Source organism: Streptomyces sp. 17_S59 (assembly GCF_056930295.1).
Genome location: NZ_JBXOWD010000001.1, coordinates 3,185,806 through 3,210,300 on the forward strand (window position 1 = coordinate 3,185,806; position 24,495 = coordinate 3,210,300).

The 24,495-nt window shown below is 70.3% G+C and carries 22 protein-coding genes; 6 read left to right on the forward strand and 16 right to left on the reverse strand.

The genetic code is table 11. From position 1 onward, the window contains the following. Positions 1–17 precede the first annotated feature (17 nt). Complete coding sequence (locus AC1Z4A_RS14130; RefSeq protein WP_483678861.1) at positions 18–1,499, forward strand: alpha/beta hydrolase; 1,482 nt, start codon at positions 18–20, stop codon at positions 1,497–1,499. Between the two features lie 87 nt (positions 1,500–1,586). On the opposite strand, the gene AC1Z4A_RS14135 is transcribed toward AC1Z4A_RS14130, so the two are convergent. From AC1Z4A_RS14135 to mqnC, 6 genes are all read right to left on the reverse strand, one after another. After that, positions 1,587–1,829 carry a hypothetical protein gene (locus AC1Z4A_RS14135; RefSeq protein ID WP_483678862.1) on the reverse strand — a complete coding sequence of 81 codons (243 nt, stop codon included), beginning with the start codon at positions 1,827–1,829 and terminating at the stop codon, positions 1,587–1,589. Positions 1,830–1,977: 148 nt separating this feature from the next. Then, positions 1,978–3,264: a geranylgeranyl reductase family protein gene (locus tag AC1Z4A_RS14140; protein ID WP_483678863.1), complete on the reverse strand. Its 1,287-nt coding sequence runs from the start codon at positions 3,262–3,264 to the stop codon at positions 1,978–1,980. A 109-nt stretch (positions 3,265–3,373) separates the two neighbouring features. Continuing rightward, positions 3,374–5,755, reverse strand: a complete 2,382-nt coding sequence (locus tag AC1Z4A_RS14145; RefSeq protein ID WP_483678865.1) for a hypothetical protein — start codon at positions 5,753–5,755, stop codon at positions 3,374–3,376. A 178-nt stretch (positions 5,756–5,933) separates the two neighbouring features. Further along, positions 5,934–6,632 carry a demethylmenaquinone methyltransferase gene (locus AC1Z4A_RS14150; RefSeq protein ID WP_483678867.1) on the reverse strand — a complete coding sequence of 233 codons (699 nt, stop codon included), beginning with the start codon at positions 6,630–6,632 and terminating at the stop codon, positions 5,934–5,936. A gap of 67 nt (positions 6,633–6,699) precedes the next feature. Then, a complete protein-coding gene (locus AC1Z4A_RS14155; protein WP_483678870.1) occupies positions 6,700–7,356 on the reverse strand; it encodes an imidazolonepropionase-like domain-containing protein in 657 nt (218 codons plus the stop codon). A 4-nt stretch (positions 7,357–7,360) separates the two neighbouring features. Then, entirely contained in the window at positions 7,361–8,557 is a 1,197-nt protein-coding gene (mqnC, locus tag AC1Z4A_RS14160; RefSeq protein WP_483678872.1) for a cyclic dehypoxanthinyl futalosine synthase, read from the reverse strand. 295 nt (positions 8,558–8,852) lie between these two features. Here mqnC and AC1Z4A_RS14165 point away from each other — a divergent pair, with 295 nt between their 5' ends. Beyond that, complete coding sequence (locus tag AC1Z4A_RS14165; RefSeq protein ID WP_483678875.1) at positions 8,853–10,130, forward strand: alpha/beta hydrolase; 1,278 nt, start codon at positions 8,853–8,855, stop codon at positions 10,128–10,130. Positions 10,131–10,271: 141 nt separating this feature from the next. Here AC1Z4A_RS14165 and AC1Z4A_RS14170 read toward each other — a convergent pair whose 3' ends face one another. Then, positions 10,272–11,084, reverse strand: a complete 813-nt coding sequence (locus tag AC1Z4A_RS14170; RefSeq protein WP_483683591.1) for a menaquinone biosynthetic enzyme MqnA/MqnD family protein — start codon at positions 11,082–11,084, stop codon at positions 10,272–10,274. 379 nt (positions 11,085–11,463) lie between these two features. Between AC1Z4A_RS14170 and AC1Z4A_RS14175 the strand changes: the two genes are divergently transcribed. Continuing rightward, positions 11,464–11,667: a cold-shock protein gene (locus tag AC1Z4A_RS14175; RefSeq protein ID WP_030620150.1), complete on the forward strand. Its 204-nt coding sequence runs from the start codon at positions 11,464–11,466 to the stop codon at positions 11,665–11,667. A 389-nt stretch (positions 11,668–12,056) separates the two neighbouring features. Here the strand turns inward: AC1Z4A_RS14175 and AC1Z4A_RS14180 are convergent, their stop codons facing one another. Further along, positions 12,057–13,949 carry an AMP-dependent synthetase/ligase gene (locus AC1Z4A_RS14180; protein ID WP_483678878.1) on the reverse strand — a complete coding sequence of 631 codons (1,893 nt, stop codon included), beginning with the start codon at positions 13,947–13,949 and terminating at the stop codon, positions 12,057–12,059. A gap of 239 nt (positions 13,950–14,188) precedes the next feature. Beyond that, the gene (locus AC1Z4A_RS14185) at positions 14,189–14,824 is read right to left on the reverse strand and encodes a TetR/AcrR family transcriptional regulator (protein WP_483683592.1); all 636 of its coding nucleotides are present in this window, start codon (positions 14,822–14,824) and stop codon (positions 14,189–14,191) included. A gap of 277 nt (positions 14,825–15,101) precedes the next feature. Here AC1Z4A_RS14185 and AC1Z4A_RS14190 point away from each other — a divergent pair, with 277 nt between their 5' ends. Beyond that, positions 15,102–15,848, forward strand: coding sequence for a hypothetical protein (locus tag AC1Z4A_RS14190; protein WP_483678881.1), 747 nt, complete (start codon positions 15,102–15,104; stop codon positions 15,846–15,848). An 85-nt stretch (positions 15,849–15,933) separates the two neighbouring features. Here AC1Z4A_RS14190 and AC1Z4A_RS14195 read toward each other — a convergent pair whose 3' ends face one another. The 4 genes from AC1Z4A_RS14195 to AC1Z4A_RS14210 form a co-directional block, all read right to left on the reverse strand. Beyond that, positions 15,934–17,232, reverse strand: coding sequence for a dicarboxylate/amino acid:cation symporter (locus AC1Z4A_RS14195; protein WP_483678883.1), 1,299 nt, complete (start codon positions 17,230–17,232; stop codon positions 15,934–15,936). A gap of 420 nt (positions 17,233–17,652) precedes the next feature. Next, complete coding sequence (locus tag AC1Z4A_RS14200) at positions 17,653–17,934, reverse strand: DUF4229 domain-containing protein (protein ID WP_483678886.1); 282 nt, start codon at positions 17,932–17,934, stop codon at positions 17,653–17,655. An 83-nt stretch (positions 17,935–18,017) separates the two neighbouring features. Next, positions 18,018–19,181 carry an aminofutalosine synthase MqnE gene (gene mqnE, locus AC1Z4A_RS14205; RefSeq protein WP_483678889.1) on the reverse strand — a complete coding sequence of 388 codons (1,164 nt, stop codon included), beginning with the start codon at positions 19,179–19,181 and terminating at the stop codon, positions 18,018–18,020. Between the two features lie 61 nt (positions 19,182–19,242). Beyond that, on the reverse strand, positions 19,243–19,698 hold the full coding sequence (locus AC1Z4A_RS14210; protein ID WP_126914801.1) for an Lrp/AsnC family transcriptional regulator: 456 nt from the start codon (positions 19,696–19,698) through the stop codon (positions 19,243–19,245). Between the two features lie 140 nt (positions 19,699–19,838). Here AC1Z4A_RS14210 and AC1Z4A_RS14215 point away from each other — a divergent pair, with 140 nt between their 5' ends. After that, positions 19,839–19,970, forward strand: coding sequence for a hypothetical protein (locus AC1Z4A_RS14215; protein ID WP_483678892.1), 132 nt, complete (start codon positions 19,839–19,841; stop codon positions 19,968–19,970). Here the strand turns inward: AC1Z4A_RS14215 and AC1Z4A_RS14220 are convergent. After that, positions 19,967–20,659: a UbiX family flavin prenyltransferase gene (locus AC1Z4A_RS14220; RefSeq protein ID WP_483678894.1), complete on the reverse strand. Its 693-nt coding sequence runs from the start codon at positions 20,657–20,659 to the stop codon at positions 19,967–19,969. The two genes, AC1Z4A_RS14215 and AC1Z4A_RS14220, sit on opposite strands and share 4 nt — an antisense overlap. A 232-nt stretch (positions 20,660–20,891) precedes the next feature. Between AC1Z4A_RS14220 and AC1Z4A_RS14225 the strand changes: the two genes are divergently transcribed. After that, positions 20,892–21,953 carry a hypothetical protein gene (locus tag AC1Z4A_RS14225; protein ID WP_483678896.1) on the forward strand — a complete coding sequence of 354 codons (1,062 nt, stop codon included), beginning with the start codon at positions 20,892–20,894 and terminating at the stop codon, positions 21,951–21,953. Positions 21,954–22,089: 136 nt separating this feature from the next. On the opposite strand, the gene mqnP is transcribed toward AC1Z4A_RS14225, so the two are convergent. Both mqnP and AC1Z4A_RS14235 read right to left on the reverse strand, forming a co-directional pair. Then, positions 22,090–23,001 (reverse strand): menaquinone biosynthesis prenyltransferase MqnP, encoded by a 912-nt coding sequence (gene mqnP / locus AC1Z4A_RS14230; protein WP_483683593.1) that lies wholly within the window; start codon positions 22,999–23,001, stop codon positions 22,090–22,092. A 14-nt stretch (positions 23,002–23,015) separates the two neighbouring features. Then, positions 23,016–24,467, reverse strand: coding sequence for a menaquinone biosynthesis decarboxylase (locus AC1Z4A_RS14235; protein ID WP_483678899.1), 1,452 nt, complete (start codon positions 24,465–24,467; stop codon positions 23,016–23,018). Positions 24,468–24,495: the final 28 nt, after the last annotated feature.

The following is a 24,495-nucleotide window of genomic DNA, read 5'->3' on the forward strand; positions in this document are numbered from 1 at the left end:
ATGCGAAGGAGACGCACATGACGGCATTCGTGCTGGTGCCGGGCGCCCACACGGGCGGCTGGGTCTGGGAGGACGTGGCCGCCCGGCTGCGGGAGTCGGGGGCCGAGGTGCATCCGGTGACGCTCACGGGCATGGGGGACGGCGCCCGCCCTGCGGGACCGGAGACCGGCCTGGAGGCCCACGTCCGGGACGTGGTGGAGGCGATCGACGGGGTGACCGCACCCGAGGTGGTGCTCGTGGGCCACTGCTACGGCATCCACCCGGCGCTCGGCGCGGCCGGCCTGCGCCCGGAGCGGACGGCCCGGATCGTCTACCTGGACTCCGGTCTGCCCCAGGACGGGGAGCCGGCGCTCGCCTCGCTGCCGGACGGGGCGGCGCGGATCGGGGAGACGGCGGACGGCGGGCCGGTCCCCCCGCCCGCGCTCGGCGAGTGGCAGCGCTGGGGCAGCACCCAGGGCGTCCCGGCGGACGCGCTGGACCGCCTGACCCGGCTGGCCGCACCGCAGCCGACGGGCACGCTCACGCAGCCGCTCCGGATCCCGGAGGCGGTTCTCCGGATACCGGCGACCGGCGTCCTCTGCACCGCCAACGGGTCGACCATCGCCCTGGTCGAGAACCTGGCGGGGCTCGGCGACCCCCGCTTCCAGGCGCTCGTCGACCGCCGGATCACCTTCTTCGAACTCGCCACCGGGCACTGGCCGATGCTGTCCGCCCCCGGCGAGCTGGCCGAGGCGCTGCTCCGGGCCGCCGCGGGAGAGGGGCAACGGCTGACGGCGGAGGAGCCCCCGGACCGCCGCACCTTCCTCCTGGACGTGCCGGAGCGGCCCCGCGAACGGGTGGGCCACGTCGACCTCTACCTGCCCGATGCCGACCGGCCCCGCCCCGCGGTGATCTTCGTGCACGGCGGGCCGGTGCCCGCCGGGGCCCGGCCGACGCCGCGGGACTGGGCCACCTTCGTCGGCTACGGCCGGTACGCGGCGAGCCTGGGCGCGGTCGGCGTGACACTCGACCACCGGCTGCACGACATCGACGGTTACGGGGGTGCCGCCGAGGACGTCGCAGCAGCGGTCGAGCTGGTGCGCGCCGACCCGCGCGTGGACGGCGAGCGGGTGGCGCTGTGGTTCCTCTCCGCGGGCGGGCTGCTGTCGGCGGACTGGCTCGCGGCGCCGCCGTCCTGGCTGCGCTGTGTGGCGGCGACCTATCCCATCCTCGCGCCGCTGCCCAACTGGGGGCTCGCCGACGAACGGTTCCACCCGGCGGCCGCGGTGCGCACGGCGGGGCGGCTGCCGATCGTGCTGACCCGGGTGGAGCTGGAGATGCCCGCGATCGCGGCAACGGTCGAGGAGTTCCTGACCGCCGCGAAGGAGTGCGAGGCCGACGTCGAGGTGATCGACGTGCCGCTCGGCCACCACGGCTTCGAGACGGTCGACCACACCGAGGAGACGCGCCGGGCCGTGGAGCGCGCGATGCGGTCCGTCCTGGGGCACCTGGAGGGCTGAGGGCACGCCCGGCCCCGAGGGACCGCCCGCTGTGCACGGGTCGGCGCACAACGGGCGGGGGTAGCCGGGGAGTGAGGCGGGCCCCGGCTACGGCTGAAGGCCGCCGTCGATCCAGCTGCGGAGAAGCTGGACCTGGGCGGGCGCCCATGGGGGCTCGCCGCTGTCCGGCGGCGGCATCGAGCCGGTGGAGACCTGGTCGAAGACGTTCTCCGCGTTCGCCGGGACGGACATGAAGCCGAAGTCGTCCAGGAGAACGCCGAATTCCCTCATGTGATCGATGTCCATGGCGGTGAACATCGGGCGGATGTCGCGGGCGTAGCTCACAGCCATGGCGGGGCCTTCCCCTGACAAGAAGGATCACGGAAGAGCCGTTGGACGACTCCCTCAGTTCCTTCCGTAAAGCCAACCCGCCGAAACCGCTCGAAAGCCACCCGAAAGGGTGAAACTCTCCGCTCGGCCGCGGCATCTCACGACATGCCTACGACTTGGGCGCCACCTTGCTCAGCCCGTTGATGATGCGGTCGATCGCGTCGCCGCCCGTCGGCTCGGTCAGGTTCGCGAGCATCTTGAGCGTGAACTTCATCAGCAGCGGATGCGACAGGCCGCGCTGGGAGGCGAGCTTCATGACCTTCGGGTTGCTGATGAGCTTCACGAAGGCGCGGCCCAGCGTGTAGTAGCCGCCGTAGGTTTCCTTGAGGACCTTCGGGTAACGGTGCAGGACCAGTTCGCGCTGTGCGTGGGAGGCGCGGGCGTGGGCCTGGACGATGACGTCGGCGGCGATCTGGCCCGACTCCATGGCGTAGGCGATGCCCTCGCCGTTGAAGGGGTTGACCAGGCCGCCCGCGTCGCCCACCAGCAGCAGGCCGCGGGTGTAGTGCGGCTGCCGGTTGAGGGCCATGGGCAGGGCCGCGCCCCGGATGGGGCCGGTCATGTTCTCCGGGGTGTAGCCCCAGTCCTCGGGCATCGAGGCGCACCACGCCTTGAGCACCTCGCGCCAGTCCAGCTCCTTGAAGGACTCGGAGGTGTTGAGGACGCCGAGCCCGACGTTGCTCGTGCCGTCGCCCATGCCGAAGATCCAGCCGTAGCCGGGCAGCAGCCGGTCCGGGCCCGGGCCGCGCCGGTCCCACAGCTCCAGCCAGGACTCCAGGTAGTCGTCGTCGTGGCGGGGCGAGGTGAAGTACGTGCGGACGGCCACGCCCATCGGGCGGTCCGTGCGGCGGTGCAGGCCCATGCCGAGCGACAGCCGGGAGGAGTTGCCGTCGGCCGCGACCACGAGCGGGGCGTGGAAGGCGGCCGGGGCCTTCTCGTCGCCGAGCTTCGCGTGCACGCCCGTGATGTGGCCCGTGCGCTCGTCGACGATCGGTGCGCCGACGTTGCAGCGCTCGTACAGCCGGGCACCCGCCTTCTCGGCCTGCCGGGCGAGCTGCTCGTCGAAGTCGTCGCGCTTGCGGACGAGTCCGTAGTCCGGGTACGAGGCCAGGTCCGGCCAGTCGAGCTGGAGGCGGACGCCGCCGCCGATGATGCGCAGGCCCTTGTTGCGCAGCCAGCCCGCCTCCTCCGAGACGTCGATGCCCATCGCCACGAGCTGCTTGGTGGCCCGCGGGGTGAGGCCGTCGCCGCAGACCTTCTCGCGCGGGAAGGCCGTCTTCTCCAGCAGGAGGACGTCCAGGCCGGCCTTGGCCAGGTAGTACGCCGTGGTCGAGCCGGCGGGACCGGCACCGACCACGATCACGTCGGCACTGTGTTCGGTTGGGGACTCGGTCACAGTCGGCTCTCCCATTCGGCTAGGACTTGGTCGACGCCGAGTCTATGAGCCGGGTCCCCGGGCCCGTCAGCGGAAGGGCCCGGCTGCCGGTGCCCTTCCGCTCAGGACGTCAGTCGAAGTCGATCGGACCCGACCACCAGTGCTCCAGGGCCGTGTCGAAGGTCTTGCCGACGACGGACCAGTACTCGTCCCGGTCCTCGTAGAGGATCGCGAACTCGGTGCCGTACTCGTCCACGTACGCCTCGTCGATCGCGTGGATGACACGGCCCGTGCCCTTCTCGGTGCGGGTCCACTCCCACAGCGCGCCCGGCCTGCCCTGGAAGGTGTTCGGGATCATCCGGAGCCGCTTGTAGCCCTCCTGCTGCGAGACGACCTTCTCCATCTCCTGGAAGTTGTCGTACGAGGACTTGCCGGTGTGCTGGACGATGCCGACGCGCAGGTGCGCCAGGCCCGTGGGGCCCGCGTAGTCGATCTGGCCGCTGCCCTTGTTCACGCGGTGCCAGCCCTGGGGCACTGCGAGCGTGAAGCCCTCGGGTGAGGTCATCCGCTCGTAGCCCTCAGGCGGCTGGGCCTTGGCCCGGTCCGGGATCGTGATGTGGTCGGGGCGGCTCGGGGCGGGCGTCGCCGGGGCCGGGGAGGCGGACCCCGCCGGATCCCGGTCGGGCGCCGGGGAGCCGGAGCCGGACGGTCCGGCGCTGCCCCGGTCGGTGTCGGCCGAGGGGGCGCGGCTGCCCACGGCGACCGGCTCGCCGTGCTTGGCGTCGGCACCGCCGTCCTTGTGGTCGCTCTTCTGCATCAGCAGCACGCCGCCCGTGGCCACCCCGCCCACGAGGAACGCGGCCAGGCCGATCGCCACCCAGCTCACCGCCCGGCCCGGGGCCCGGCCGGGGCCGCGGTCCGGAGCCGGGGACAGCGACGGCGACGGCGACGGCGACGGCGCGATGACGACAGGGGCGGTGGGCGGCACGGCCGGCATGGCCTGTGCGGGAGGCGCGGGAGGCGTGACCGGGGCGGGCGGCACGACCGGCGCCGCAGGTGCAACTCCCGGCGCCGACTGCGGCATCGGCGGTACGGGCGTCACCGCACCCGTGCCGCCCGCACCTCCCGTACCGCCCGTACTGCCCGTACCACCGGCACCGCCCCGCGGCCCGGCCAGCGCGGCCAGCAGCAGCGCCCCCGCCGTCCACAGCAGCCCGAACAGCAGCAGCTCGCCCGCGTTCGTCCCCACCGAGGCGTCCGTGGTGCGCGGGTTGTGGGTGAAGGACGAGCCCGTCGACATCTCCATCGCCGCACCGGAGACGAACGCCGACAGCCAGACCGCCGCCAGGAAGAACACGCCCGACAGCACCTGCTCCGCGCGGCTCGCCGAGCGCCGCACCGTCAGCACGGCCAGGACGAGCGCGCACACCAGGCCCACGCCCAGGGCACCGGCCTGGGCCCAGTCGCCGGCCGCGTGCCCCAGCTCGGACAGGCCGAAGGTGCTGCTCTTGTGGAAGTCGCGCTCGGTGGACGAGGCCTCGACGCCCGCGCCCCAGGACAGACCGAGGCCCATCAGACCGAGGTTGACGAGGACCGGGATCGACCCCGCCCACGTCCACTCGCCCACCTTGTCCTGGTTCGCCGCGAGGGCGACGAACGCGATCAGACCGCACAGCACGACCGAGATCCCCAGGGCGCGCAGGGCAGTGCCCCACGCCCGTACGGCCAACTGCGCGCCGGCGCCCAGGCGTACGGACAGTGCGTCCCGGCACAGCACCGCGCCGCTCACCACGCCGGCCAGCACGCAGGAGAACAGCCCGGCGAGCACGGGAGTCGTCGAGACCGACACGATCTCGACCTCCGGCTGCCCGATCAGGCCGAGGACCAGCACCGCCGCGCCGGACAGCAGCGCGACCCGCAGCGCGGCCTCCGCGCCGCCGCCCGCGCCGAGCGGCCGCGTGCGGCGCAGCCGCCTGGCGCCGAGGACCACGGCCCCCGCCCACAGGGCGGTGACGGTCAGCGGCCACACGGACACCGAGCCGTTGCCCGTCATGAACAGCGAGAACAGGCCGCTGCTGCGCGTCTGGACGTCCAGGGTGCCGCCGAGCCCCTGGAGGAGGAGCGCGGTGACGACCTGGAAGCGGTCGGACCAGGAGGTGACTTCGAGGCGGCCGTAGTCGTCGAAGGACGCCAGCGACAGCCCGAGCGCGAGGACGAGCAACAGCACCGTCGGCCACAGGGCCGCCATGGCCGAGCCCACCCAGTCGCCGGTGAAGGCACGGCGCACGAACAGCGCGGCGGGCGAGGGCGGGGCGGGTACGGCACCCGGTGCGCCCGGCGCGTACGCGGGCGGGGCGCCCGGCAGCGGCGGGCGGGCCGGTGGCGGGGGCGGCGGCGCGGTGGACGGCATGGCGGGGACGGTCACCGCCGCCCCGGCCTTCCCGGCCGGTATCTCCTCCGCCGCCTCTTCCCCGGCCGGGCCGGTGTCGGGCCGCCCCTTCCCGCACTTCATGCAGAAGCGCGCGTCCGGGGCGAACGCGGTGCCACAGGCAGGACAGAAGGACGGCACAGGGCGCCTCCGGGGCGGTTTTGCACGAGGTCAGGACGGCGTAAGGATCAAGATCGTACCGACCTCGGAGAACCTGGCCATGACAACGATCGGAACGCGCGCCGGCTTCGCCCCCTGTGCCTCAGCTCGCGGGCTTGGTCCCGCGGTGCAGCGTCACGATGCCGCCCGTGAGGTTGCGCCACGCCACCTCGGCCCAGCCCGCCTGCTGGAGCCGCGCCGCGAGCGCGGGCTGGTCCGGCCAGGTGCGGATGGACTCGGCGAGGTAGACGTAGGCGTCCGGGCTGCTGCACACCGTCCGGGCGATCGGCGGCAGCGCGCGCATCAGGTACTCGGTGTAGACCGTGCGGAACGGCGCCCACGTGGGGTGGCTGAACTCGCAGATCACCACGCGCCCGCCCGGCTTCGTCACGCGCAGCAGCTCGCGCAGCGCGGCGTCGGTGTCCTGGACGTTGCGCAGACCGAAGGAGATGGTGACGGCGTCGAAGACGCCGTCCGCGAAGGGCAGCCGCGTCGCGTCACCGGCGGTCAGCGGCAGCCAGGGGTGGCGCTTCTTGCCCTCGCTCAGCATCCCGATCGAGAAGTCGCACGGCACGACGTACGCGCCGTCGGCGCTGAAGGGCAGCGAGGAGGTGCCCGTGCCGGCCGCGAGGTCCAGGACCTTCTCCCCGGGGCGCGCGGCCACGGCCTGCGCGACGGCCCTGCGCCACAGGCGCGCCTGGCCGAGCGAGATCACGTCGTTGGTCAGGTCGTACTTCGCCGCCACGGCGTCGAACATCGCGGCGACTTCGTGCGGCTGCTTGTCCAGGGAGGCTCGGGTCACGGATCCCATTCTTCACCACGGCCCGCAAGGGGCTTTGGACGGGGACGGCCACCGCGCCCGGCGCGCCTCAGCGCCGCCGGTGGACCAGCCGCCCCGCCAGCACCGTGGCGACGCACGTGCCCGCGCCGGCCTCCAGGAGCGCCGCCTCGTCGGGCACGTCGAAGACCGCCAGGTCCGCCCGCGCGCCGACGGTCAGCGGCGCCGCGACGGCGCCCGCCAGGTCGTAGGCGCTCTTCAGCGGGTCCGGATCGGGCTCGCCGGGCTTGACGACGCCCGGCTGCCACGCGATGGAGACCGTCGTCAGCCCGGAGCGGGCGAGGGCGCGGTAGACCTGCGGATCGTCGAGGCAGCCGATGGCCACCGCCGTGGTGCCGTGCCGGAGCATCAGCTGGATGCCGCGGCGGACGCTGCCCGCCCGGCGGGCCTCGGTCATCTCGAGCGCCGCCAGGCGCTCCCCCGTCAGCGGCCGGTCGCCCAGCTCGTCGTACTCGCGCGGATCGGGGTGGTAGACGCGCTCCAGCAGCCACTTGCCGTACCACTGGCGCAGCCCGGGGGTGAGCACGCCGGGCCAGCGGCGCACCCGCGCCCCGGGGAACTCCGCGGCCACGGCCTCGTACGGGCCGATCGCCACGACCGTGTCGCCGTCCACCGCCACGGCACCGCCGGGCACGGGGTCCGCGCCGGAGGCGGTCAGCAGCAGATCGGCGGCGTGCAGCGTGAGCAAGGGGTCAGCTCGCCTGGATGATCTTCAGTTCGGGGTGGGCGGTACCGCCCTCGATGGCCGTGGACGAGATGTGCGAGACCACACGGTCGTCCACCGGGTCGTTCGCCGGGTCCTCGTGCACCACCAGGTGCTCGTAGGTGGTGGCGCGCTGGGCGGGCACCCGGCCGGCCTTGCGGATCAGGTCGATGATCTCCATCCGGTTCGAGCGGTGCTTCGCACCCGCCGAGGAGACCACGTTCTCCTCCAGCATGATCGAACCCAGATCATCCGCACCGTAGTGCAGCGACAGCTGCCCGGCCTCCTTGCCCACCGTCAGCCAGGAACCCTGGATGTGCGCCACATTGTCCAGGAACAGCCGCGCAATCGCGATCATCCGCAAGTACTCGAAGATCGTCGCCTGCGTACGGCCCTTGAGATGGTTGTTCTCCGGCTGGTACGTGTACGGAATGAACGCACGGAAGCCGCCCGTGCGGTCCTGCACATCACGGATCATCCGCAGATGCTCGATCCGCTCCGCATTGGTCTCGCCCGTGCCCATCAGCATCGTGGACGTGGACTCCACGCCCAGCTTGTGCGCCAGCTCCATGATCTCCAGCCAGCGCTCACCCGACTCCTTCAGCGGCGCGATCGCCTTCCGCGGACGCTCCGGCAGCAGCTCCGCACCCGCACCCGCAAACGAATCCAGACCCGCAGCATGGATACGGCGGATCGCCTCCTCCGCAGAGACACCCGAGATCCGCGCCATGTGCTCCACCTCGGACGCACCCAGCGAATGAATCACCAGCTGCGGGAACTCCCGCTTGATCGCCGCAAAGTGCTCCTCGTAGTACTCCACCCCGTAGTCGGGATGATGACCACCCTGGAACATCACCTGCGTGCCACCCAGCTCCACCGTCTCCGCACACCGGCGCAGAATGTCCTCCAGCGGACGCGTCCACACCTTCTCACTCTTCGGCGGCGCATAGAACGCACAGAACTTACACGCCGTCACACACGCGTTCGTGTAATTGATGTTCCGCTCGATGATGTACGTCGCAATGTGCTCCGTACCGGCGCAACGGCGACGGCGCGCGGCATCCGCGGCCGCGCCCAGCGCGTGCAACGGCGCCGACCGGTACAGCTCGAGCGCCTCCTCCGGGGTGATCCGGCCACCCGCGGCGGCGCGGTCGAGGACGGACTGAAGGTCGGCGTTCTCGGTCACCGGGCGTCCCTTCGGAGGGGGTGTTCGTCTACCGGGCCAGCCTACGCGAGGGGCCCCGGCGGGCCTGCGCCCGGCCCGGTACGCCCGCCTGCGGACCCGGCCGCCGCTTCCGCGAACAATGGCGGAATTGGGTCCTTTAATGCCCCCTGGGCGAGTCTTCCGATCTCGATTTTTCGATCTTATGACTCAATTCACGGGGTTCCCCAGGAACCCGGCAGGCGGGTTTGCTCATCCACTAGGACGGAACGAAATCCGTCATGTCCTTCGGGGCAACATCATCGTCCGGAGCGACGCGATGACGCACTCACCCAACGGGGGTTACCCGCCGCACGGCGGCTACGGGCAACCCGGTGGGGACTACCAGCAGCCACGTGGCGGTTACCCGACCGCCACGAGCTACCAGCAGCCCCAGGGCGGCTACCCGCCCCAGGGCGACTACCCCCCGCACGGTGGTGGCTACGACGACTACCACCCCGACGGCACCTACCAGGCCGAGGGGCGGCAGCGGAACCGCCGGACCAAGCGGTGGGTGATCGTGGCGGCGTCCATAGCCATACTCGGCCTGCTCACCGGCGGTGCCCTGAAGTACTTCGAGATCGGCCCCTTCTCCAAGAAGGGCGACCCGGTCAGCTTCGGCCAGGGCGACAACAAGGGCGGCGGCCAGGCCGGCGGTGCCGAGGCGGAGCCCGCCGACTCCAAGACGCTGATGCCGACGGGCCCGGCGGCCCAGTTCAAGAACGCCAACACGCTCGGCGACGGCACCGAGATCGGCGTCACGACCCTGGACGGCAAGAAGTCCGGTTTCAAGGGCAAGGTGTGGGTCTGGGCGCCCAAGCAGTACAAGGACCCGAAGTACGCCAAGAGCGGCTTCCCCGTCCTGATCTCGCTGCCCGGCGGCCCCGGCTACCCGAACAACTACTGGATGGGCACCGACCTCGGCCTGGAGGCGAGCATCGCCAAGTGGTCCGAGGAGGGCAAGAGCCTGCCCTTCATCCTGGCCATGCCGGTCCTCAACCCGGACGAGAAGTACTACTACGACGGCAGTGACATCCCGAACCAGCCGAAGATGGGCACCTGGCTGACCGAGGACGTCCCGGACCTGATCAAGCAGAACTTCCGCACGCTGAAGTCGCGCGACGGCTGGGCGTTCATGGGTTCCTCGTCCGGCGGCTTCGCGGGCTTCAAGGCCGTCATGAAGCACCCGGACAAGTTCAAGGCCGTCATCGCCTCCGGTCCGGACATCGTCCCGGACTCCCCGCTGTGGAAGGGCCACGAGGCGGAGATGAAGGAGAACAACCCGGAGGTGCTGTCGCAGCGGATGATCGACGCCAAGTCCAAGGGCAAGGACAAGGACGTCTACATCGCGTTCCAGTACGGCACGAACGAGGCGGCCATCACCCGGCAGCACGTCGACAAATACATCGCCACCTACGGCAACAAGGGCCCCATCCATACCCATCTCGAGGTCATCCAGGGCGGCAAGCACGACGCCAAGACCTACGTGAAGGGCATGGGCAACAGCAGCATCAAGTGGATCAGTGACGTCATGGAAGGCCCCACGCCCTCCTCCTGATCCCGCCCCGCGTCACACCGCTCCGGGAGAGCCCCGGTCCCCGCAAGGGGGGCCGGGGCTCCGGCGTTCTCCGGGGGGCTTCCTCCGGGGCGTTCTCCGGGGCTTCCACCCGGGCTTTCTCCGGGCCGCAGCGCCGTCCGGTCAGCGCTCCAGCAGCTCCACCCGCACGTCGGCGGGGAAGCCCGTGGTGGGGCCGGTGCGGCGGGCGAACTCGGCGACGCCCGCCAGCTGGGCCGGGCCGAAGCGGAAGTCCAGCGTGGTGAAGTAGCGCTCCAGCAGCCCGGCGTCGAAGGCCTCCCAGCGGGCCGCCTGCTCGGCCACCTTGCCGACCTCCGCCAAGGACAGGTCCCGGGAGGCCAGGAACGCCTCGTGCACCTCGGCGACGATCCGGGGCTCGCGGGCCAGGTAGTCGCGGCGCGCGGCCCACACGGCGAAGACGAACGGCAGGCCCGTCCAGTCCTTCCACATCTGCCCCAGGTCGTGGACCCGGAGGCCGAGCCGGGGGGCGTCGTGCAGCGAGGCCCGCAGCGCGGCGTCCCCGATCAGCACGGCGGCGTCCGCCTCCTGCATCATTGCCCCGAGGTCGGGCGGGCACGTGTAGTAGTCGGGCCGGACCCCGTACCGCTCGGCCAGCAGCAGCTGCGCCAGCCTGACCGAGGTGCGCGAGGTGGAGCCCAGCGCGACCCGTGCCCCGTCCAGCTGCTCCAGGGGCAGCTGCGAGACGATCACGCAGGACATGACCGGGCCGTCGCAGCCCACCGCGATGTCCGGCAGGGCGACGAGCTGATCGGCGTGCTTCAGGAACTCGACGAGGGTGATCGGGGCGATGTCCAGATCACCCTCGACGAGCTGCTGGCTGAGCTTCTCGGGGGTGTCCTTGGTGAGGTCCAGGTCGAGCAGCGAGCCGGTACGGGCGAGGCCCCAGTAGAGGGGCACACAGTTGAGGAACTGGATGTGGCCGACGCGCGGGCGGCTGCGGAGCGGGGCCGCTGCCGCGGCGGTGGCTCCGGCCTGGGCGGCGGTCGCTCCGTATGAGGCTGAATTGTCCACATCCGGAGGCTAGCCCCGGGGCTCCGGCGGTGCCCGCGCGGGGTGCCCCCGGAGGGTGCCCGACCCCGTATCTTTTCCTCCCGCCAGGCGGCGAAAACCCACCTTGGGCGTGATCTTCAACTCCTTCCCCGCGAGAACTTGGCGTGCTAGGCTCGCCGCAAGTTGCAGTTTGGTTTCCCTTGCAGTACAGAGCCTGCGGAGCATGTGACCCGCAGGCTTTTGTAGTTTTCAGACTTCTCGCAGGTTCTGGAGCAGGGCAACCCTTTGGCCCAAGGAGGGCTTTATGGCTACCGGAACCGTGAAGTGGTTCAACGCTGAAAAGGGCTTTGGCTTCATCGCCCAGGACGGCGGGGGCCCCGACGTCTTTGTCCACTACTCCGCGATCAACGCCTCTGGCTTCCGCTCCCTCGAGGAGAACCAGACGGTCACGTTCGACGTCACCCAGGGTCCGAAGGGCCCCCAGGCGGAGAACGTCACCCCGGCGTGATTTCCGGACTCCGGCTCGCCGGAGTCCGATCTTTAAGGAGCCCTGCCTTCCGCTTCTGCGGAGGCGGGGCTCCTGCCTTTTCGCGATCATCGCAAGGGCTCGCGGATCTGCGCCTTTCCCCGGAGCCCCGGTTTCCCCGGAAATTCCGAGCGGCCGCGGCGGCGCGCATGCGGCAGTCGCACAGAACTCGCGCGAGCAGTTGTTCATCGCCTTCGGGATCATCCGAATTATCGATGTTCGTACGCCGCACCGAAATTCTTCGCGCGATGTTCATTCATTCGCGGGGACTGCGGCCCCGCGCCGGGCGGAGACAGCGCCGGCGTCCGGGGGCAGAGCCCCGGAAGCCCTGCCCGCGCGCAGCGCGAGGGGCGGGATCGGGCCCCCGCCGGTCACCCCCCGTACAACCCTTCTATCGCCTCCCCGAAGTCCCGTCCGATCGCCTCCCGCCGCAGCTTCAGCGAAGGCGTCAAGTACCCCGACTCCTCCGTGAACCGCACCGCCAACACCGCAAACCGCCGGATCGACTCCGCCCGCGACACCATCGCGTTGACCCCGTCCACCGCCTCCTGAAGGTCGAGCAGCAGGCCCTTGTCGCGGACGAGTTCCTCCGGCGGCACGTCCTCCATGTCGTGCATCCGCTGCCAGTGCCCGAGCCCCTCCTCGTCCAGCGTGATCAGCGCGGCCACGTACGGGCGGTTGTCGCCGACGACCACGCACTGGTCGACGAGCGGATGCGCCCGCAGCGCGTCCTCGAGCGGCGCCGGGGCGACGTTCTTGCCGCCCGAGGTGACGATCAGCTCCTTCTTGCGGCCCGTGATGGTGAGGTAGCCGTCGGCGTCCAGCGCCCCCAGGTCGCCCGTGGCGAACCACTCGTCCGCCGGCACCGGCCGTCCCTTCTCCCCGTCCCAGTACCCGGCGAAGACGTGCCCGCCGCGCAGCAGCACCTCGCCGTCGCCGGCGATCCGGACCGCCCCGCCCGGCAGCGGCCAGCCGACCGTGCCCAGGCGGGGCCGGAGCGGCGGGGTGAGGGTGGCGGCGGCCGTGGTCTCGGTGAGTCCGTAGCCCTCGAAGACCTCGATCCCCGCCCCCGTGTAGAAGGCGGCCAGGCGCCGCCCGAGCGGGGAGCCGCCGCTGAGGACGTAGCGGACCCGGCCGCCGAGGGCGGCCCGTATGCGGCGGTAGACCAGCGGCTCGTACAGGGCGTGGGCGGCGCGCAGCCGGAGGCCCGGTCCGGGTCCGGCGCCGTGCAGCCGGGCGGTCCGCGCCTCCCCGTACCGGGCGGCCACCTGCGCCGCCCGGTCGTAGGCGGCAGCGCGGCCCAGCCGCTCGGCGGTGGCCCGGCCGGTGTTGTAGACCTTCTCCAGGACGTAGGGGATGGCGAGCAGGAACGTGGGCCGGAACCCCTCGAGATCCGCGCGGAGTTCGTCGGGTTTGGTGGTCGGGGCGTGCCCCAGGCGCACCCGCGCCCGCAGGCAGCCGACCGCGGTCATCCGGCCGAGGACGTGCGAGAGCGGCAGGAAGAGCAGCGTGGACGCGGGCTCCTTGCTCGCGGCCTGGAAGACGGGATGCAGCAGCTCGGTCGCGTTGTCGACCTCGGAGAAGAAATTGGCATGGGTGAGGACGCAGCCCTTGGGGCGGCCCGTGGTGCCGGAGGTGTAGATGAGGGTGGCGATGTCGTCCGGAGTGCGGGCGGCGCGCCGCTCGGCCACGGCGTCCTGCGGCAGGGAGCGGCCGGTGGCGCAGAGCCGCCCGACGGCCCCGGCGTCGAGCCGCCACAGGTGCGCGAGGCCCGGCAGCTCCGTGCGCTGCGCGCGGACGAGCCGGGCCTGCTCGTGCGTCTCGACGACGCACGCGGCCGCACCGGAGTCCCGCAGGATCCAGCCGACCTGGAGGGCGGAGGAGGTGGGGTAGACGGGGACGGTGACCAGCCCCGCGGCCCAGGCCGCGAAGTCCAGCAGCGTCCACTCGTAACAGGTGCGGGCCATGATCGCGAGCCGGTCCCCGGGCTGCAGCCCGTGTGCGATCAGGCCCTTGGCGACGGACGTCACCTCGACGGCGAAGCGGGCGGCGGTGACGTCCCGCCAGAGCCCGTCGGGCTGTTTGCGGCCCAGGACGACGTCGGCGGGCGCGGCGGCGGCGTTGTCGAACGGCAGGTCGCCGAGCGAGCCCCAGTAGACGGGCGGGGCGAGGGCCGGCACGGACGCCTCGCGGACGACGCCGGCGACGGCGGTCGTGCGGGGCGGGACCGGCAGGGGCGGGGCGGGACTGTGCGGTACGGACACGTGCGGCTCCTGTTCCAGACCCACATGCGAGACCCACGAAGCGGTTGTGGCGATGACCCGGCACATTACTGAGCGGTAAATCCCTGGCCGCAAAGGTACGCCTAGCGGACCACGCCCTCCAGACCGCGTCCAGCCCTTCCGGCGCCCGGAACGGCGTGGCTCGCCGGCGCGCCGCAGCGCTCTCGCGGCGCCGCGGCGCGGACGCCGGCAGGAGGTGACGGGGGATGACAGGAGGGGAGTCATGAACGGGCAGCGGTGGCCGTCCACCGCTGCCCGTTCATGAGGTTCTCCAGCCCCACCCACGCGACGTTCATCAGCGTCGCCGCCGTCTCCTTCGCGGAAGGAACGGCCCCCGTGCACTCGTTGGCCCACCCGGCGAGCGACTCGGCGGCCCCCACCAGCGCATGCGCGAGGCCGGACACTTCCTGGCCGAGAATCGCCCCCTGTCGGTCGGCGGATTCCTCGGCCGCCTCGGCGATGAGCCGGGTGACGAGCCCGACGATCTCCGCCCGCATCTCCGCCACCACGACGGCGAACGGCTCCCCGTGCGTACGGGCCTGGCAGCTCAGCACCGCCCAGCCGGCGGGGTGGTCGGCCGTGTGCGCGAAGAAGGCCCGCAGCCCGTTCCACAACCGGCTCTCGGCGGGCGCGGCCGGATCCACGGCGCCCCGCATCGCACCCATCAGCGCCTCGGCCTCCCGCCGGATGCATGCGCTGAAGAGGTCTTCCTTCGAGTTCAGATAGAGGTAGACCAAGGGCTTCGACGCCCCGGCCAGCTCGGCGATCTCGTCCATCGAGGCCGCCCGGTAGCCGCGCCGGGCGAAGACCTCCACGGCGGCATCGAGCATCTGACGCTCGCGCACCTCCCGCGGCATCCGCCGCACCTTGCCGCCGCCGCTCTTCCCGCCGCGGCCCTTCCGCCGGGCCTGCGGCTCCGGGGTCCGTGCTGCACTCACGACATTCACGACAAAAATCCCTCCCCCCCGTCACATTACCGGCAGGTAATATCACAGGGAGGAGGGACGTCAAGGCCCCGGATCAAGCCGACACGACGTCGGCGGTGCGGAACCGGGCCCCTGCACCGAGCACCGGGCGTGCACGCTTTCCCCGATTTCCGGCCGCGACGCAGCCGCCCGCTGCCATCCTCGGGGGATGCCGAGCGAACGGAACGCACCGACGAGCGCCCCGCCACGGGTGCTCAACCCTCTGTGGATCATCTCCCTGTTCCTCGGCCTGTCCGAGACGACGGTCGGCATCGCCGCCGCCCAGTCGGACGGGTGGGTCCAGGGCGTGCTCGCAACGTTCGCGGTCACGTTCCCGGTCCTGGTGTCCGGGGCGTTCTTCACCATCCTGTGGAAGAAGCCGGAAGTGCTCTACGCCCCGGGCGACTTCCCGGAACACATATCCGTCACGACCTACGTCGACGGGATGCGGAGGGGGTCCGCAGGAAACGCCGAACTGCTCGATTCGGTCGTGCGGGACACGCTGCAGACCGTGCTGCCTTCCTTCCTCTCCGACACGGCTACCCCCGAGCAGGTGAAACAACTGGTGAACCAGGCCATCGCCAGCGCGCACGAGGGCATCGCCAGACGGATGCTCACCGTCGATCTCAGCTTGGCCCACCCGGCCTTCCAGGGCCACCGGGTGGAATTCGCCCTGACTGAAACCGCAACGGTGCCCCGTCTGCTGGAAGTGCTCTGGAATGCCCTTCGCGATCACGTGCGGCCCTGGACCTACGGCAGCCAGTGGGTGCTGATCGACCGGAAGAGCAGTCGCGTCTTCCACGACATGGGCACCCAGTGGGCCGACGAGCACCGGCTCCGCTCGGACGAACGACTACTGGACGAGGTCGGAATCCACGCCGACATGGACCTGGCGGTACTGCTCCTCCGGTCGTGACCGCGGAGCAGGCACTCGCCTGCACACGCCGACGCCCCCGGTCACGCCCAACGGCGGCCAGGGGCACCGGCCCTGCGGCTGCGGGCTACGCCGCCACCGCTACCCGCTGCGGCTCCGCCTCCAGCTTCGAGCCGTCGGCGGTGTCGTACGCCTCGCGGTCCAGGATGTTCTCGCGGGAGGCGACCAGGATCGGGATGACCGACTGGCCAGCAACGTTCGTGGCAGTCCTCATCATGTCCACGATCGGGTCGATCGCCAGCAGCAGGCCCACGCCCGCCATGGGCAGGCCCAGCGTCGAGAGCGTCAGGGTCAGCATCACGGTCGCGCCCGTCAGGCCGGCCGTGGCGGCGGAGCCGATGACGGAGACGAAGGCGATCAGGACGTAGTCCTTGACCTCCAGGTGCACGTCGAAGACCTGCGCAACGAAGATGGCGGCGATGGCCGGGTAGATCGAGGCGCAGCCGTCCATCTTGGTCGTCGAGCCGAACGGCACGGCGAAGGAGGCGTACTCCTTCGGCACGCCCAGGCGCTCGGTGACCTTCTGGGTCAGCGGCATGGTGCCGACGGAGGAGCGGGAGACGAAGGCCAGCTGGATCGCGGGCCAGGCGCCCTTGAAGAACCGCAGCGGGTTGACCTTGGCGACCGTGGCCAGCAGCAGCGGGTAGACGACGAACAGCACGATGGCGCAGCCGACGTAGATGTCCGCGGTGAACGTCGCGTACTTGCTGATCAGGCCCCAGCCGTACTTGTAGATGGCCTTGCCGACCAGGCCGAGGCTGCCCAGCGGGGCGAGCCGGATGACCCACCACAGGACCTTCTGGAGCAGCTCCAGCACGGACTCGCTGAGGGTGAGCAGCGGCTGGGCCTTCTCGCCCACCTGGAGCACCGCGACGCCCGCGACGGCGGCCATGAAGACGATCTGGAGGACGTTGAGTTGGGTGAACGGCGTGACGACGTCGGTCGGGATGATGCCGGTCAGGAAGTCCAGCCAGGAGCCGTGCTTCTTGGGCTCGGCGCCGTCCGCGGCGGTCAGGCCGGTGCCCGCGCCCGGGTCGGTGAGCAGGCCGATCGCCAGGCCGATGACGACCGCGATCAGCGAGGTGATCATGAACCAGAGCAGGGTGCGGGTGGCCAGCCGGGCGGCGTTGGAGACATTCCGCAGATTGGTGATCGACACCAGGATGGCGAAGAAGACCAGCGGGGCCACCACGACCATCAGCAGCTGGACGAAGATGCCGCCGATCTTGTCGAGGGTGGTCTGCAGCCAGTGGATGTCACCGCTCTTGGCGGCCCAGCCGAGCAGGGCGCCGACCACCAGGCCGAGCAGGATCTGGGCCCAGAACGGGACCTTGGGTATGCGGAACGTGCGGGATGCAGTGGGCATCGGGGATGAGGACAACGGGATCTCCGGGAACGGGCTCAAGTCAGGAAGAGGCGCCGGGGCACCGAGGAGGTCCGGGCATGCGGGCTCTCCGGCCGCGGGACGCCTGGGAAGAGGCGGGGCGTCACATCAGCGGCGGCGACAGGCCGCGGACACACGGCGGCAAAGATCGACGTGCAGGCGCGCCACGAGCACGGGGCTCATGGGGGATCGAGGCGCTGCTGCTGTCTTCATGTCGAACACGTTAACACCTGAGCTTTGAGGTACCCATAGGAATTCTTTGGGTTCTCAGGGCGCGGACACGCCGAAGCCCCACCACGGAAGGGGTATTCCGCGATGGGGCTTCGAAGTTATGTGAGGAGGATTACACCCCTACGGGGCGGTACGGGCGATTTTTCCGTCGCCTCGCTCCCTCCCCGGCCGTCAGTCCTCCTGGCCCGCGCTGGCGGCGAAGCGCTCCTTCGCCCGGTCCACGCGCCCGGCGATCTGCTCGGCCATGGCGTCCCGCTGCTTGCGCAGCAGCGCGAAGCTCAGCGGCGCGGAGAGGATCAGCGCCAGCAGCACCATCCAGAAGATGTTCGAGCCGCCGACCCCGATCGGGATGAGGTGCGCGTAGCAGAGCACCCACACCACCGCGAAGCATGCGACGAGCAAGCCGATACGCAGGGCTGTGTAACGGAGCGAGGCGTACTTCTGGCTACTCACGGGCGGGACCTTCTTCTCAACGGCAACCGAAATGGTCGCTTCCAGTCAAGCACGAGCCAGGCCGTGGGTCATGCGTGCGTGCGTCACACCCGCATGGGCTGGGGCGACTCGCGCAGGGACGCGTCCGGACCCGGGAACTCACGGATGACCTCGTACCGCGTGTTCCGCTCCACAGGGCGGAAACCCGCATCCCGGATCAGGTCCAGCAGATCGTCACGGGTCAGCTTGTTCGGCGTGCCGTAGTTGTCCGCGTCATGCGTGATCTTGTACTCGACGACCGAGCCGTCCATGTCGTCCGCACCGTGCTGCAACGCCAGCTGCGCCGTCTGGATCCCGTGCATCACCCAGAACACCTTCACATGCGGCACATTGTCGAACAGCAGCCGCGAGACCGCGAAGGTCTTCAGCGCCTCGACACCCGACGCCATCGTCGTCCGCGCCTGCAGCCGGTTACGGACCTTGCCGTCCTTCATGTCCACGAAGTCGTGCTGGTACCGCAGCGGAATGAAGACGTGGAAACCGCCCGTCTCGTCCTGCAGCTCACGCAGCCGCAGCACATGGTCCACCCGGTGACGCGGCTCCTCGATGTGCCCGTACAGCATCGTGCACGGACCCTTCAAACCCTTCGAATGAGCCAGGCGGTGGATCCGCGACCAGTCCTCCCAGTGGGTGTCATGGTCGACGATGTGCTGACGCACCTCCCAGTCGAAGATCTCCGCACCACCACCGGTCAGCGACTCCAGACCCGCGTCGATCAGCTCGTCGAGGATCTCGTCCGCCGGCAGACCCGAGATCTTCTCGAAGTGCTTGATCTCCGTCGCCGTGAACGCCTTCAGCGAGACGTTCGGCAACGCCTCCTTCAACGCCCGCAGCGAGCGAGGGTAGTAGCGCCACGGCAGTGTGGGGTGCAGGCCGTTGACGATGTGCAGCTCGGTGAGGTTCTCGCTCTCCATGGCCTTCGCCAGCCGCACGGCCTCCTCGATGCGCATCGTGTACGCATCCTTCTCACCCGGCTTCCGCTGGAACGAGCAGTACGCACACGACGCCGTGCACACATTCGTCATGTTCAGATGCCGGTTCACATTGAAGTGGACGACGTCGCCGTTCTTCTGCGTGCGGACGTGATGCGCCAGGCCGCCGAGCCACGCCAGGTCGTCGGACTCGTAGAGGGCGATGCCGTCCTCGCGGGTGAGCCGCTCCCCTGCGTAGACCTTCTCCTCGAGCTCGCGCTTGAGCCCAGCGTCCATGGGTGCGCCCGCCTCTCCTGATGCCTTGGCTGCTGACCGCTTCGAGCGTACTCCCCCGGTTTCAGACGTCTTCGGGCAGCTCGCCGACCCTGTTCTCCCACTTGGTGGAGAGCACGATCGTGGTGCGGGTGCGGCTGACGCCCTTGGTGCCGGAGAGCCGGCGGATGGTGCGCTCGAGGCCGTCGACGTCGCCGACGCGGACCTTGAGCATGTAGGAGTCGTCACCGGCGATGAACCAGCAGTCCTCGATCTCCTCCAGGTCGCGGAGGCGGCGCGCCACGTCCTCGTGGTCGGCGGCGTCCGAGAGCTGAATGCCGATCAGGGCCGTGACGCCGAGGCCCAGCGACGCGGCGTTGACGGTCGCCCGGTAGCCGGTGATGACGCCGGCCGCCTCCAGGCGGTTGATCCGGTCCGTGACGCTCGGTCCGGACAGGCCCACAAGCCTGCCCAGCTCCGCGTACGAGGCCCGGCCGTTCTCCCGCAGGGCCTGGATGAGCTGCCTGTCCACCGCGTCCATTGCCTGGCACCTTTCAATAATCAGCGAACTCGCCGGTTTACGTGTAGAATCTAAGGCATGTGGGGCTCTAGACCCCGCAAATCTTTCACCAGATCAGCGAATCAACGACGATCCTTCGATCTCTCAGGAGTGAAGCACCCGTGTACTCGATCGAGATGGCCTACGCCCGTATGCGCGAGCTCCAGGACCTGGCCAACCGCTCGCGTGCCCATCAGTCCCCCGAGCCGCGCCGCGCCGCGAAGATCCGCATCGCGCGCGCGAAGAAGCGCTAGCCCTCCCGGCGAGAGCTGCTCGCACCACCGAGCTCTCCCTCCCACCGGCGGTACAACCGGTGCGGCACCCCTGCCGCGTCCAGCGCCCGCCCGGCGACGAAGTCCACCAGATCCTGGATGTGCGTCGCCCCCGCATAGAACGCCGGCGAAGCGGGCAGCACCACGGCTCCCGCATCGTCGAGCGCCACCAGCTGCCTGAGCGTCTGACCGCTGAGCGGCGTCTCCCGCACCGCGACGATCAACGGTCGCCGCTCCTTGAGCGTCACGCTCGCCACCCGTTGCAGCAGATCCTTCGACAGCCCGAGCGCCACTCCGGCCACGCTCGCCGTGCTCGCCGGGACGATGATCATCCCCTTTGCGGGGTACGAGCCCGAGGACGGCCCGGCCGCCAGGTCGCCGGCCGCCCAGTACCGCACGTCCGCCGTGTCCGCCTCGCCGAAGGCGTGCGGCTTGCCGTCCGCGCCCAGCGCCAGCCAGCTCCGCAGGTCCTCCTGCCAGTGCCCGTCGCGGAACCGGATGCCGGTCTCGTCCAGCAGCGTCAGCCGCGCCGCGCGGCTCACCACCAGGTCCACGGCCTCGCCCGCGGCGAGCAGCCCGCGCAGCACGGCGGCGGCGTACGGGGTTCCGGACGCGCCGGAGACGCCGACCACCCACGGCCGGCGTCGCGTTGTGTCTTCGTACTGCGCCACGCCCCGAGCCTATCCGCAGCCCTTCACCGGAGGCCCGGCCGCACGGCTCGGCAGGGTGACGCAGCTGGGTGACGCATTTTGTGCATCACGTGTCGCCTTATCGCATCAAGCTTTCGCAAAAGGACTTTGACACGATCGATCTTTCTGGACTTTAGTTATCTTTTGCCAAGAACCGTCTACGGGGGAGCACATCATCTACAGCAAGCGAAAGGCCCTGGCCGCTGCCGGAGTCGTGGCCCTCGTCGCCGCGGCGTCCACCGCCTGTGACCCGAGCGACAGCCTCAGCCCGGCTGCCAAGGTCAAGGGCGCATTCGACAAGCTCGGCAAGCAGAAGACGCTCTCCACCGAGATCGGCTTCGACGCCAACGCGGACCAGATATTCAAGGCGATGCAGGGTGAGAAGGACTTCACCCGCGAGGACGCCGACATGCTCGCCGGCATGAAGCTCACCTACTCCTTCGGCTCGGACAAGGCGCTCAAGGACGCCGAGGCCGACGACAAGAGCTTCAAGTACGGCGTCCAGTTCAAGCTGACCGGCGACAAGCCGCTGTTCGAGGCCCGTCAGGTCGACAACAAGCCCTACTTCCGCATGGACTTCAAGGAGCTGTCCTCCTTCGTCGAGAAGCGGCAGGCCAAGAAGGGCAAGTCGGCCGGCTCCGACGACAAGGCATTCCAGAAGCTCATCAACGAGTCGGACCAGCTGCCCTCGTCGCTGGCCGCCGTCAAGAGCGCTCTGAAGGGCGAGTGGATCAGCATCGATCCCGCCACCTTCGAAGAGTTCTCCAAGTCCATGGACAAGAGCGGCGGCGACAGCAAGACCCCGAAGCCGGACCCGAAGACGCAGAAGCAGGTCTACGAGGTCCTGCAGCGCGCCCTCACGGACAACGCCGAGGTCAAGGACGCAGGCAAGAAGAACGGCGTCGACCACGTCAAGGCCACCGTCCCCGCCAAGAAGGTCGCCAAGGACATCACCGAGGGCCTCAAGCCGCTGAAGGACAAGCTCGGCGACAAGGCCGGCAAGCTCGACAAGCTGGACCAGGACCTCAAGGAGATGGAGAACAAGAAGGAGCAGAACGTCACGTTCGACGTGGCGATCAAGGACGGCATGCTCGCCGGCCTGACTCTGGACCTCTCCCAGTTCGACAAGAAGGCCAAGGGCGACCTGCCGGTCAGCATCACCTTCAAGTCCGACGCCGCCAAGGTCGAGGCCCCGTCCGGCGCGCAGGAGCTGAAGCCGCAGGACATCATGGGCGCGGCCATGTTCGCCATGGGCGCCGGCCGGGACAAGGACTGACGGAACGGCGGAACGGGCCGACGGGGCGCCCCGCGCCCCCTCGGCCCGCCGGCCCCGGCCCCACGGAAAAGGGGCGGCCCCACCTCCCGGTGGGACCGCCCCTTTTCCGTACGCACGTACGCGACGTGCCGCCCTCTCAGACGGTCAGGCCGCGCACCAGCAGGTCGAGCAGGGTGCACACGAAGAGCGCGATGCCGACGAAGCCATTGACGGTGAAGAACGCGCGGTTGAGCCGGGAGAGATCGCGCGGCTTGACGATCGTGTGCTCGTACAGGAACGCGCCCGCGACGACCGCCAGCCCGATCCAGAAGAACGCCCCGGCGCCGGTGACCAGCGCGTACCAGACCAGCAGCGCCGTGGTGACGGCGTGGCAGACGCGCGCGCCGTACAGCGAGGCCGGGATGCCGAAGCGGGCCGGCGTGGACTTCACCCCGTTCGCCCGGTCGGACTCCACGTCCTGGCAGGCGTAGATCAGGTCGAAGCCGCCGATCCAGACGCCCACGGCGAGGCCCAGTATCACCGCCTCCCAGGACCACTCCCCCGTCACCGCGAGCCAGGCCCCCACCGGGGCCATGGCCTGGGCGAGGCCCAGGATCGCGTGCGGGAAGTCGGTGAAGCGCTTCCCGTACGGATAGACCACCATCGGGATCACGGCGATCGGCGCGAGCGCCAGGCACAGCGGGTTCAGCAGCGCGGCGGCGCCGAGGAAGAAGGCCACGGCCACCGCCGCCCCGGTCCACGCCGAGCGCACCGACACCGCGCCCGTGACCAGCTCCCGCCCCGCCGTGCGCGGGTTGCGGGCGTCGATCTCGCGGTCGATGACGCGGTTGCAGGCCATCGCGAACGTGCGCAGCCCCACCATGGCGACGGTGACCAGCAGCAGCCGCACCCAGTGGATGTTCTTGTCCTCCTGGAACATCGCCGTCAGCGAGGCGATGTAGGCGAAGGGCAGCGCGAAGACCGAGTGCTCGATGAGGACCAGGCGAAGGAAGGCCGAGACACCCCCGCCTGTGCGGGGACTACTCGGCTCCGCGCTGCCCCCGCCCAGGATCGCCTCTCCACTCACAGCCCGTACTCCTTCCAGCGCTCAGTCACCCGAATGGCAACCTCCGGGTCCGACTCGACCATGTGCGGCCAGCCGCCGTCGCGGGTGTAGCCCTCCTCGGGCCACTTCGCGGTCGCGTCGATGCCCGCCTTGCCGCCCCAGAACTGCTGGTACGAGGCGTGGTCGAGGTGGTCGACCGGGCCCTCGACGACGGTGAGGTCCCGCGCGTAGTCCGTGTTGCCGAGGGCCCGCCAGGACACCTCGTGCAGGTCGTGGACGTCGCAGTCCGCGTCCACCACGATGATCAGCTTGGTCAGCGACATCATGTGCGCGCCCCAGATGGCGTGCATGACCTTCTGCGCGTGCTTCGGGTACTTCTTCTCGATCGAGACGATCGCGCAGTTGTGGAAGCCGCCGGACTCGGGCAGGTGGTAGTCCACGATGTCCGGCACGATGATCTTGAGGAGGGGGAGGAAGAACCGCTCCGTGGCCCGGCCCAGCGGGCCGTCCTCCGTCGGCGGCCGGCCGACGACGATCGACTGGAGCAGCGGCCGGCTGCGCATCGTCACGCAGTCGATGGTCAGCGCCGGGAAGTCCTCCTGCGGCGTGTAGAAGCCCGTGTGGTCGCCGAACGGGCCCTCCGGCAGCATCTTCCCGGGCTCCAGCCAGCCCTCCAGCACCACCTCGGCCTGCGCGGGCACCTGGAGCGGCACCGTCTTGCAGTCGACCATCTCGATCCGCTTGCCCTGGACGAAGCCTGCGAAGAGGTATTCGTCGATGTCGCCCGGCAGCGGCGCCGTGGAGGCGTACGTCACGGCCGGCGGGCAGCCGAAGGCGATGGCGACGGGCAGCCGCTCACCGCGCTTGGCGGCCACCTGGTAGTGGTTGCGGCTGTCCTTGTGGATCTGCCAGTGCATGCCGATGGTGCGCTTGTCGTGGCGCTGGAGGCGGTAGAGGCCGAGGTTGCGGACGCCGGTCTCGGGGTGCTTGGTGTGGGTGAGGCCGAGGTTGAAGAAGGAGCCGCCGTCCTCGGGCCAGGTGAAGAGCGCCGGCAGCTGCTCCAGGTCCACGTCGTCGCCGGTGAGGACCACCTCCTGGACGGGGGCCTCCTTGACCTTCCTCGGCGGCACGTGCGCCATCGCACCCAGCTTGCCGAAGGCCTCGCGCATGCCGACGAAGCCCTGCGGCAGCTCCGGCTTGAGCAGCCCGCCGATCTTCTCGCTGATCTCGTCGTAGGACTTCAGCCCGAGCGCCTTGAGGAGCCGGCGGTCGGTGCCGAACACGTTCATGGCGAGCGGCATGGCCGCGCCCTTGACGTTCTCGAAGAGCAGCGCGGGGCCGCCCGCCTTGTTCACTCTGTCGACGATCTCCCCGATTTCCAGGTACGGGTCGACTTCGGCCTTGATGCGCTTGAGATCGCCATCGCGCTCCAGGGCCCGCAGGAAGGAGCGAAGATCGTCGTAAGCCATGCGTTCCAGTATCGAGCACGCACTACGC

What these genes read in the sequence shown, in the direction of transcription:
- mqnE (WP_483678889.1), bottom strand. Translation starts at nt 19,181, where the DNA reads ATGGACGCTGGGCTCAAGCGCGAGCTCGAGGAGAAGGTCTACGCAGGG.
- AC1Z4A_RS14165 (WP_483678875.1), top strand. Translation starts at nt 8,853, where the DNA reads ATGACGCACTCACCCAACGGGGGTTACCCGCCGCACGGCGGCTACGGG.
- AC1Z4A_RS14195 (WP_483678883.1), bottom strand. Translation starts at nt 17,232, where the DNA reads ATGCCCACTGCATCCCGCACGTTCCGCATACCCAAGGTCCCGTTCTGG.
- AC1Z4A_RS14185 (WP_483683592.1), bottom strand. Translation starts at nt 14,824, where the DNA reads ATGCCGCGGGAGGTGCGCGAGCGTCAGATGCTCGATGCCGCCGTGGAG.
- AC1Z4A_RS14130 (WP_483678861.1), top strand. Translation starts at nt 18, where the DNA reads ATGACGGCATTCGTGCTGGTGCCGGGCGCCCACACGGGCGGCTGGGTC.
- AC1Z4A_RS14175 (WP_030620150.1), top strand. Translation starts at nt 11,464, where the DNA reads ATGGCTACCGGAACCGTGAAGTGGTTCAACGCTGAAAAGGGCTTTGGC.
- AC1Z4A_RS14235 (WP_483678899.1), bottom strand. Translation starts at nt 24,467, where the DNA reads ATGGCTTACGACGATCTTCGCTCCTTCCTGCGGGCCCTGGAGCGCGAT.
- AC1Z4A_RS14135 (WP_483678862.1), bottom strand. Translation starts at nt 1,829, where the DNA reads ATGGCTGTGAGCTACGCCCGCGACATCCGCCCGATGTTCACCGCCATG.
- AC1Z4A_RS14145 (WP_483678865.1), bottom strand. Translation starts at nt 5,755, where the DNA reads ATGAAGTGCGGGAAGGGGCGGCCCGACACCGGCCCGGCCGGGGAAGAG.
- AC1Z4A_RS14210 (WP_126914801.1), bottom strand. Translation starts at nt 19,698, where the DNA reads ATGGACGCGGTGGACAGGCAGCTCATCCAGGCCCTGCGGGAGAACGGC.
- AC1Z4A_RS14190 (WP_483678881.1), top strand. Translation starts at nt 15,102, where the DNA reads ATGCCGAGCGAACGGAACGCACCGACGAGCGCCCCGCCACGGGTGCTC.